This is a genomic window from Sphingomonas sp. SRS2, assembly GCF_000971055.1.
Lineage (GTDB): Bacteria > Pseudomonadota > Alphaproteobacteria > Sphingomonadales > Sphingomonadaceae > Rhizorhabdus.
Map to the genome: position 1 here is coordinate 1 of NZ_LARW01000163.1, position 9,001 is coordinate 9,001.

6 protein-coding genes and 1 pseudogene are annotated in these 9,001 nt (G+C 65.2%); 2 read left to right on the top strand and 5 right to left on the bottom strand.

From position 1 onward, the window contains the following. Nucleotides 1–85 precede the first annotated feature (85 nt). The 4 genes and pseudogenes from mrdA to WP12_RS22800 form a co-directional block, all read right to left on the bottom strand. Nucleotides 86–1,928, bottom strand: a pseudogene (gene mrdA / locus WP12_RS22785) (penicillin-binding protein 2); the annotation flags it as partial. Continuing rightward, entirely contained in the window at nucleotides 1,925–2,437 is a 513-nt protein-coding gene (mreD, locus tag WP12_RS22790; RefSeq protein WP_046195939.1) for a rod shape-determining protein MreD, read from the bottom strand. The gene mreD and the pseudogene mrdA, both read right to left, overlap by 4 nt. Continuing rightward, a complete protein-coding gene (gene mreC / locus WP12_RS22795) occupies nucleotides 2,434–3,309 on the bottom strand; it encodes a rod shape-determining protein MreC (RefSeq protein WP_046195940.1) in 876 nt (291 codons plus the stop codon). The genes mreD and mreC overlap by 4 nt, the downstream gene beginning before the upstream one ends. Before the next feature lie 16 nt (nucleotides 3,310–3,325). Beyond that, complete coding sequence (locus WP12_RS22800; protein ID WP_046195941.1) at nucleotides 3,326–4,366, bottom strand: rod shape-determining protein; 1,041 nt, start codon at nucleotides 4,364–4,366, stop codon at nucleotides 3,326–3,328. 127 nt (nucleotides 4,367–4,493) lie between these two features. Between WP12_RS22800 and mutL the strand changes: the two genes are divergently transcribed. Together mutL and WP12_RS22810 are read left to right on the top strand one after the other, a co-directional pair. Next, on the top strand, nucleotides 4,494–6,269 hold the full coding sequence (gene mutL / locus WP12_RS22805) for a DNA mismatch repair endonuclease MutL (RefSeq protein ID WP_046195942.1): 1,776 nt from the start codon (nucleotides 4,494–4,496) through the stop codon (nucleotides 6,267–6,269). Beyond that, nucleotides 6,266–7,201, top strand: a complete 936-nt coding sequence (locus tag WP12_RS22810) for a DMT family transporter (RefSeq protein WP_046195943.1) — start codon at nucleotides 6,266–6,268, stop codon at nucleotides 7,199–7,201. The genes mutL and WP12_RS22810 overlap by 4 nt, the downstream gene beginning before the upstream one ends. A 190-nt stretch (nucleotides 7,202–7,391) precedes the next feature. Here the strand turns inward: WP12_RS22810 and WP12_RS22815 are convergent, their stop codons facing one another. After that, on the bottom strand, nucleotides 7,392–8,771 hold the full coding sequence (locus WP12_RS22815) for an ISNCY family transposase (RefSeq protein ID WP_046195944.1): 1,380 nt from the start codon (nucleotides 8,769–8,771) through the stop codon (nucleotides 7,392–7,394). Nucleotides 8,772–9,001 lie beyond the last annotated feature (230 nt).

Genomic DNA, 9,001 nt, shown 5'->3' on the forward strand with positions numbered 1-9,001 from the left:
CTTTGGCTCCTCATTCCGCCCACCCCTCCACCCCACCCCCTCTTTATCGTCGGCGGCCACAGTCGTTTAAAAAAGCCATTCCCCCCAGAAGGCCAAGCCGCTCCTCGGCACGCTTGCGATCATACATATAGGGTTATCATGTCGCGGGCGATCGGCGCGCCCGCCGCGCCGTGCATGCCATGCTCGATCACCACCGCCACCGCGTAGCGCGGATCGATGACCGGCGCGAAGCCGACGAACAGTCCATGGTCGCGATATTTCCATGGGACGCTATAGCCGCCGAACTCGCCGCCCGCCGCGCGCATCGCCATGGTGATGCGGCGGACCTGCGCGGTGCCGGTCTTGCCGCCCATCATCGTGTCGCCAAGGTTGAGGCGGCCCGAACCGCCGGTGCCGAACGGGCCGTTTACGACTCCGCTCATCGCCTGGCGCACGAACTCCAGATGTTCGGGCGAGACATCCAGCGCCGCGCCCTGCGGCGGATAGCGCTTGTTGACGATCAGCCGGGGCGCGAGCGCGGTACCGCTGGCGATACGGGCCGACATCACCGCCAGCTGCAAGGGATTGGCGAGCATATAGCCCTGGCCGATCGTCGCGTTGAGGGTGTCGGCGGTGGTCCAGCGGGCGCCCTTGTAGCGCCGCGCCTTCCATTCTGTATCAGGGACGGTGCCGTAGCGCTGCGACGGCATCGGCAGGTCATATTCCTCGCCCAGGCCGAGCTGGCGGGCCATTGCCGCAATCCGGTCGATCCCGATCAGCCGCGCCATGGTGTAGAAATAGGTGTCGCAACTCGCGGCGATCGCCCGGTGCATATCGACGCTGCCATGCCCGCCACGGCGCCAGCAATGGAAATAGCTGTTACCCAGGCGGTAGCGGCCCGAACAGCCAACCTGCTGATTGGGATCGACCCCCGCTTCGAGCAGCGCGAGCGCGACCATCGGCTTGACGGTCGATCCGGGCGGATAGAGGCCCTGCATGACCTTGTTGGTCAGCGGCAGATGGTCGTCGTTCGACAGCTGATCCCATTCGGCATGGCTGATGCCGTCGGAAAAGCTGTTGGGGTCGAAGGCGGGCATCGACGCCATCGCGAGGATGCCGCCGGTCCTGGTATCGATCATGACTGCCGAGGCACTCTCGTCGCCGAGCCGGCTCGCGGTGTAGCGCTGCAGCCCGGCATCGATCGTCAATTGCACGGCATTGCCGACCATCTCGGGTCGAGTGGTCAGCTCGCGAACCACCTTGCCGTGGGCCGTAACCTCGCTACGCTTGGCTCCGGGCTTGCCACGGAGCCAATTTTCCATTGTCCGTTCAAGACCTTCCTTGCCGATTTTGAAACCCGGCGTGATCAGAAGCGGATCGCGTGTCTTTTCATATTGGGCGGCTGAGGCCGGACCGACATAGCCGACGAGATGGGCGACGGCAGCGCCCGAGGGATAGTGGCGGCCATAGCCGCTGGCGGGCGCGACACCGGGCAGGGTGGGCTGACGCACACTGACCGCCGCGAAGCGCTCATAATCGATATTCTCGACGACCGGGACCGGCTGATAGCCACGCGCCTTGCTCAGATCGTCGCGAATCCGTTCGAGATCTTCCGCGGTCAGCGCGAGCAGCTGCTGGAGCTGTCCCAGGACGGAATCGGCGTTCTTCAGCTGATCGGGAATGATGTCGACCCGAAAGGTCGTACGATTGATCGCGATCGGCTTGCCGGCACGATCGATGATCCAGCCGCGGCGCGGCGGCACCAGGGTGAGCTGAACCCGATTGCTTTCGGACAAGGTGGTATAGCGCTCGTTCTGCGCCACCGACAGCCACGCCATCCGTGCCGCCAGCAGCCCACCGATACCCGCCTGGAACCCACCGAGCACGAAGGCGCGCCGCGTGAAGGAGAAATTCTGGCTTTGCTCGGTAATGATGCGGCTGCGCTTCATCGCTTCAGCCGCCATCGATCGAGCCGGGCGATCAGCCGCAATATGATGGGGAACAGCAGGATAGCGCCGATCAGCTGCGGCAGCAGCGTCGACAGCCGCGTATGGCTTTCGAGCGGCTGCGACAGCGCCCAGGCGCCGATATCGATCGCGGTGATAGCGATGGCGGCGATCAGCCATTCCATCCACCAGTCGCGCCACACGAGATTATGATCGACCCAATCAAGCACCAGCAGCGCCACCGTCCACAACATCATCGAGGTGCCGAGATAATGGCCGCTTATCAGGTCGTCGGCGAGTCCCAGCGGCAAGCCGGCCCAGGCGGCCCATAATTCGGGCCGGAGCAGCCGCCAGGCGAGCAGCAGCATCAGGCCGAAAGGCGGTATGATCGGTTCGGTGGCAATGATCGGCACGAGACCCATCACCGAACCAAGCAGGATCGATCCCACCGGCACCGCGATGGTCCGGAGGGGCGGCTTGACGGCATAGGGATTGTCGCGGCGGCCGATCATGGCTTGGGCTGCGCGGGCAGCTCCTGGACCGGCGCCTGGAAGATCGGATAGACCGTCGCGAAGTCCGCGCGGGCAGGGTCGGCGAGCGGGCGCGCCGTCGCCCGGTCGCTGCGGACGGCGGTGATCACGGCGACCGGAATATTGGGCGAATAGACCCCGCCCGTTCCCGATGTGACCGCCAGATCGCCGCGTCGGAACGGTTGCCCGCCTGCCATCAGTCCCCGTATCTCCATCGTGCCGTCGCCCTGGCCGGTGGCAAGCGCCGCGATGCCGCTGCGTACGATGCGGACCGGCACCGCGGTTTCGCCATCGGTGAGCAGCAGGACGCGCGATGCGAATATCCCGCTTTCGAAGACGCGGCCGATCAGCCCTTCGGGCGAGCGCACCGTCATGCCGGGCCGCACGCCCTCGGCGGTGCCAACGGCCAATGTCGCGAACCGGCGCTGTCCGCTCGGAGTCGATCCGATCAGCCGTGCCGACAGGATCGGTCGGGGCAGATGTTCGGTAAGCAGCGCGAGCTTCTTCAGCCGCGCATTCTCGGCGGCGATCACCTTGGCGGCGATGACCGCGCGGCGCTCCGCCGCCAGTTCGCGGCGTAGCGACGCATTCTGGCTCGCGGCATTGAAATAGGCGGCGATCTCATCGCCCGCACTATGGAAACCGCGCACGCCCGCGCGGCCGACCCCGGTGAACGGGGCGCTCGCATCGACGATGACGCCGCGCAGCGTGCCAAAGGCGCGCGGATCGAACCGGGCGATCAGCAGCAGCGCGAACGCCAGCACCAGACCGGCGGTCGCGATCACATAGCCCGCGAACAGGCCATATTGGACCCGGCGTGAAAAGCCTCGACGCCGGTGCCGGGGCGCCGCCATTGCCGATCAAGGCCGCTTATGCGGTCTGGAGCACGCCGCGGAAGACGGGGTCTTCCAGCGCGCGTCCGGTGCCCAGCGCAACGCAGGTGAGCGGATCGTCGGCGATCGAAACGGGAAGACCGGTCGCTTCGCGCAACACTTCATCGATACCGGTGAGCAGCGCGCCGCCGCCCGTCAGGACGATGCCCTGATCGACGATGTCGGCGGCGAGCTCGGGCGCGGTATTCTCCAGCGCGATGCGGACGCCCTCGACGATCGCGGAAACCGGCTCGGTCAACGCCTCGGCGATCTGCGCCTGAGTTATCGTGATCTCCTTGGGCACGCCGTTGACGAGGTCGCGGCCCTTGATGTGGATCGTTTCGCCCTTGCCGTCGGCGGGCATCTTGGCGACGCCGACTTCCTGCTTGATCCGTTCCGCAGTGGCTTCGCCGATCAACAGATTATGGTTGCGGCGGACATAGGAACCGATCGCTTCGTCCATCTTGTCGCCGCCGACGCGGACCGAGGTGGTATAGGCGAGGCCACGCAGCGAGAGCACCGCGACTTCGGTGGTGCCGCCACCGATGTCGACGACCATTGATCCGATCGGCTCGGTCACGGGCATGCCGGCGCCGATCGCGGCGGCCATCGGCTCCTCGATCAGCCAGACCTGCGACGCGCCGGCGTTCGACGCGGCGTCGCGGATCGCGCGGCGTTCGACCGAGGTCGAGCCAGAGGGCACGCAGATCACGATTTCGGGCCAGCGCGGGAAGCGGCGGGGGCCGTGCACCTTCTGGATGAAGTGCTTGATCATCTGCTCGGCGACATCGATGTCGGCGATAACGCCATCGCGCAGCGGACGGATCGCCTCGATCGAGCCGGGGGTTTTGCCCATCATCAGCTTGGCGTCGTCGCCGACGGCGCGCACGCGCTTCACGCCATTGATCGTCTCGATTGCGACGACCGAGGGCTCATTGAGGACGATACCGCGGCCGCGCACATAGACGACCGTGTTCGCCGTGCCGAGGTCGATCGCCATATCGTGCGACATGAACTTGAAATAACGCTGGAAGAACATGCTTTCGTCCGTCTTTCTAGGCCCGCCCCAAAGCCATTATGGCTATGCACGCATCACCCTTCGGTAGCTGAAATTTCGCTGGTATCAAGGGATGCGGAAGGCTGCCGCTTGGGCTAGAGCTAGAGTCATGTCAATACGCCGCCTGCCTGAGCATCTGGTGAATCGCATCGCCGCCGGTGAAGTGGTCGAAAGACCCGCCAGCGCGCTGAAGGAACTTGTCGAGAACGCGATCGATGCGGGCGCGACCCGTATTTCGGTAAGCCTCTCAGAAGGCGGGCTTTCCTCGATCGACGTGGTCGATGACGGCTGTGGCATGGCGCCCGACGAGATTGCCCTGGCGCTCGAACGGCATGCGACATCGAAATTGCCCGACGATGCTATCGAGGCGGTGACGACGCTCGGTTTCCGGGGCGAGGCGCTGCCCTCGATCGGCAGCGTCGCCGATCTGACGATCGAAAGCCGGGTGCGCGGCGCCGATGGCTGGTATCGCCGGATCGATCATGGCCAGCTGGCGGGGGAGGGACCTGCCGCACTGCCGCCGGGAACGCGGATCCGGGTGTCGAACCTGTTCGCCAAGGTGCCCGCCCGGCGCAAATTCCTGCGCTCGGCGCGGGCCGAATACGCCGCCTGTGTCGATGTCATCAAGCGGCTCGCCATGGCGCGGCCCGATATCGGCTTCACGCTGGAGCATGAGGGGCGGCGGACGATTCTGACGTCGCCCGAAGAGGAACGGATAGACCGGGTCTCCGCGCTGACCGACCGCGACCTTGCCGAAAACAGCGTCGCCGTCGACTATCGCCGCGAGGCGGTGTCGCTGACGGGGGTTGCCGGCTTGCCGACCTTCAATCGCGGTGTCGCCGATCATCAATTCCTGTTCGTTAACGGCCGCCCGGTGAAGGACCGGCTCCTGATCGGCGCGGTCCGCGCGGCCTATCAGGACATGCTCGCGCGCGACCGGCATCCGGTGGTGGCCCTGTTCGTCGAACTGCCGGGCGATCTGGTCGACGTCAACGTCCACCCGGCCAAGACCGAGGTGCGCTTCCGCGACCCGGGGCTGGTGCGCGGCATGATCGTGGGCGGATTGCGCGCCGCGCTCGATGCTGTAGGCCATCGCAGCGCGCAGCGGCCCTCGGCGGGGGCGCTCGGCAACTGGCAGGCGGGGGGAGGATGGCCGTCGCCGTCTTCGATCCCCAATGGCTTCGCCTTTCCGGCCGCCGCCGCCGCCATCGGGCAGGGGAGCGTCTGGGACCGGGTGGCGGACTATGTGCCGGCGCCGATGGCCCGCGCCGAGCCTGCCTACGCCGCGCCGCCTGAGCACAAGGCTTATCCGATGGGCGTGGCGCGCGGGCAGGTGGCGGCTACCTATATCGTCGCCGAGGCCGAGGATGGACTGGTTATCGTCGATCAGCATGCCGCGCATGAACGCCTTGTGCTCGAGCGGATGCGCCGGGCGATGGCCGAAGGCGGCGTCTCGCGGCAGGCGCTTCTGTTGCCGGAGGTCGTCGAGCTCGACGAGGTCGGCTGCGACCGGCTCGAAGGCCGAATTGCCGAGCTGGCCGAAATGGGGCTCGAACTCGAACGCTTCGGCCCGAAGGCGATGCTCGTTCGCGCGACGCCGGCGCTTCTCGGGCAGGGGGACGTGCGCGGGCTGGTGGTCGACCTGGCCGATGAACTGGGGGCGTACGACCAGGCGCTGTCGCTCAAGGAAAGGCTGGACCATGTCGCGGCGACGATGGCCTGCCACGGATCGGTCCGCGCGGGGCGAACGCTCTCGGTCGCCGAGATGAACGCGCTGCTCCGCGAAATGGAAGTGACCCCGCATTCGGGCCAGTGCAACCATGGCCGCCCGACCTGGATCAAGCTTGGCCATGGCGACATAGAGAAGCTGTTCGGCCGCAAATGACAGCGGAACGCCGGGCCTTTCTCGCCTATCTGTCGCTGGCGTTCGTCATGCTGTTCTGGGCCGGCAATGCGATTGTTGGCCGGGCGGTCCGGGGGGATATTCCGCCGTTCACACTGGCGTTCCTACGCTGGGCTGTCGCGCTTATAGTGCTGCTGCCGCTCGCCTGGCGGCACTGTATCCGTGATCGCGCCGCGCTTGTGCAAAGCTGGAAGATGGTTTTCACGCTCGGCATACTCGGCGTCGGCTGCTTCAATGGCTTCCTCTATATCGGACTCCATTACACCAACGCTACCAACGCCTTGCTGCTGCAGGCGGCCGTTCCGGCGGGCGTATTATTGGCGGATCGCCTGCTGTTCAGGCAGTTGGCGCCCGCGTGGCGCGTGGCTGGGGTTACAGTGTCTACCATCGGCGTGGTGATCGTCATCATCAAAGCCGATATTTCGGCGCTTGCCGATCTGCGTCTTGGGTTGGGCGATCTTCTGGTGCTGGCGGCAGTTGTCACATGGTCGCTCTATACGAGCCTGCTGCGCCTGAAGCCGCCGGTGCATGCTCTGAGCTTGCTAAGCGCGACGTTCCTGATCGGCGCACTGTGCATGGCGCCGCTCGCTGCGGTCGAGTGGGCGGCAGGGGATCGGCCGAATCCGGAGCCGGCGGTGGTCGCCGCCGTCCTGTACGTCGCGACATTTCCGTCGGTGCTTAGCTATCTGCTGTTCAACGGTGCGGTCGAGCAGATCGGCGGCGGCAAGGCTGGCCAGACGACATCGCTGATGCCGCTGTTCGGCGCGCTGATCGCGGCGCTCGTCCTGGGCGAGCCGCTGCATGGATATCATTATGCGGGAATGGCGCTGATCTTTGGAGGTATCGCAATGAGCGTGGCGATGGACAGGAAGCCGGCGAGTTCTGCCATTGGAGCTGCCAAGAGGGTTGAATGACAACTCCCCGGTACGGCTTTCGCTGTTCCTGCCATTTAGAGAAGTCACTTTTTCCGCCAGTTAGAAATGTCACCGGTTGGGGCAGCAGGGGCTGCGTGGAGCCATCCAAACAGCGCAGCGCAGACCCTGCTGATGCGGTGGTGTTTCGGTTCTTGCGGCCATGGACCCGCCGCGCCAGCGGTGGGCCCGGTCACGCCGGTTCGAGCACCGCCGCCGGGCGGGTACGGGCGAGGGGAGGGCGTCCCCGCCGGCTCTTCACCGCCGCGTTCTCCGGCGCCGGCGCCGGGAAGAGGGTGTGGGGCTGCGAGCGCCGAGATGGCTCGTTGTTGTTCCGCTTACGGGCCGGCAGCTGCTCCTGGATCAGCTTCGCCATCTCCAGTGCCGCATCCAGATGCTTGTTGTCGACCACCGCCGCCTGATTCACCTGCCGGATCTTGTCGAACATCGCATAGGGTAGAACATGCTCGCCATGCCGGATCTCCAGTCGACCATCCGGATATTCGCAGACGTCGACCCGCTTGCCCGCCAATGGCCGGCTGACTTCGGTCGGCTCGAGAATGAACACCGCCTTGTTGTAGTGCAGCGTCAGCGATGAGGTGACCTTGCGCTGCTCGCGCCAGACCATCTCGCGCCGCAGATCATCATGCGGGGCGAGGGGGCGATGCAGGTCGCGTGCATCGAACGGGGGCTTTGCGAACCGCTGGTTATGCCGGGCCATGTAGGTCGGCAGGAAAGCGTTGGCTTCAGCGATCGACGAGATGCCCTCGAGCCGCATCGCCTTCACCAGGCGGTCCTGCAGCGTCCCGTTCGCCCGCTCGACACGGCCCTTGGCCTGCGGCGAATTGGCGCAGATAATCTCGATATTCAAAGCCTCTAGCGCCCGCCCGAAATGCGTCATGCCATCGCCCTTGGCGGTCGCGACGGGATTGCGAAAGACGCTGTGCTTGTCGGAATAAAGCGCCACAGGTTTGCCGTGCCGTTCGATATATTCGCGCGTCGCGTCCATATAGGCGAAGGTACTTTCGCTCTCGACCATCTTGAGATGCATCAGCTCGCTGGTCGCATCGTCGATATAGACGAGCAGGGTGCATTGTGGGCCGCGATCCTCGAACCACCAGTGCTTCGATCCATCGACCTGGATGAGTTCGCCGCGGCAGTCCCGGCGATAGCGCGGCTGATACGGCCGTGGCCGGCGCGCGTCGCGGTCCTTCCAGAGACCAGCCGAGATCATCCATTTGCGCAGAGACTCATTGGAGATGACGACATCATGCCGTTCCGCCAGATATTCCGTCGCCAATGTCGGCCCGAAGTCATGGTAATGCTCCCGAACCAGCGCAAGGGCGCGTTCACGAAAAGCATCGCTGTGTCGCCGGTTGCTAGGTCTGCCGCGCTTCCGTGAAATGAGGCCTTCAGGACCGTCAGCTCGCAAACGGGTCAACAACCGGCCAACCTGGCGCCGCGTCAGGCCCAGCAATGTCGCCGCATCTTCGACCCGCAACTCGCGCCGCGTGACCCGCAGCAGCGTATCGTAACGCGAGAGTTCCCTATGACTCATGGCCAACACCGTCATAAGCGCATCCTCCAGAGCAGAGGATGACCATGCACCACGGTCCGCAGGCGCCCATCAAGATGGGACATTTCTAAATTGCGGGATGGGACATTTCTAAGTTGGCCTGAAGTTTCAAGCCGAGGTGCGACATCGTTCGGGGCAGCAGGGGATGGGTGGAGCCATCCCAACAGCGCAGCCCATCCCCTGCTGATGCGATGGATTACCGGTTCCGGCGTCTTGGACCCGCTGCG

Bases quoted from the DNA above. Each gene is read 5' to 3' on its own strand.
- mreD (WP_046195939.1), bottom strand. From the start codon at position 2,437: ATGATCGGCCGCCGCGACAATCCCTATGCCGTCAAGCCGCCCCTCCGG.
- mreC (WP_046195940.1), bottom strand. From the start codon at position 3,309: ATGGCGGCGCCCCGGCACCGGCGTCGAGGCTTTTCACGCCGGGTCCAA.
- WP12_RS22800 (WP_046195941.1), bottom strand. From the start codon at position 4,366: ATGTTCTTCCAGCGTTATTTCAAGTTCATGTCGCACGATATGGCGATC.
- mutL (WP_046195942.1), top strand. From the start codon at position 4,494: ATGTCAATACGCCGCCTGCCTGAGCATCTGGTGAATCGCATCGCCGCC.
- WP12_RS22810 (WP_046195943.1), top strand. From the start codon at position 6,266: ATGACAGCGGAACGCCGGGCCTTTCTCGCCTATCTGTCGCTGGCGTTC.
- WP12_RS22815 (WP_046195944.1), bottom strand. From the start codon at position 8,771: ATGACGGTGTTGGCCATGAGTCATAGGGAACTCTCGCGTTACGATACG.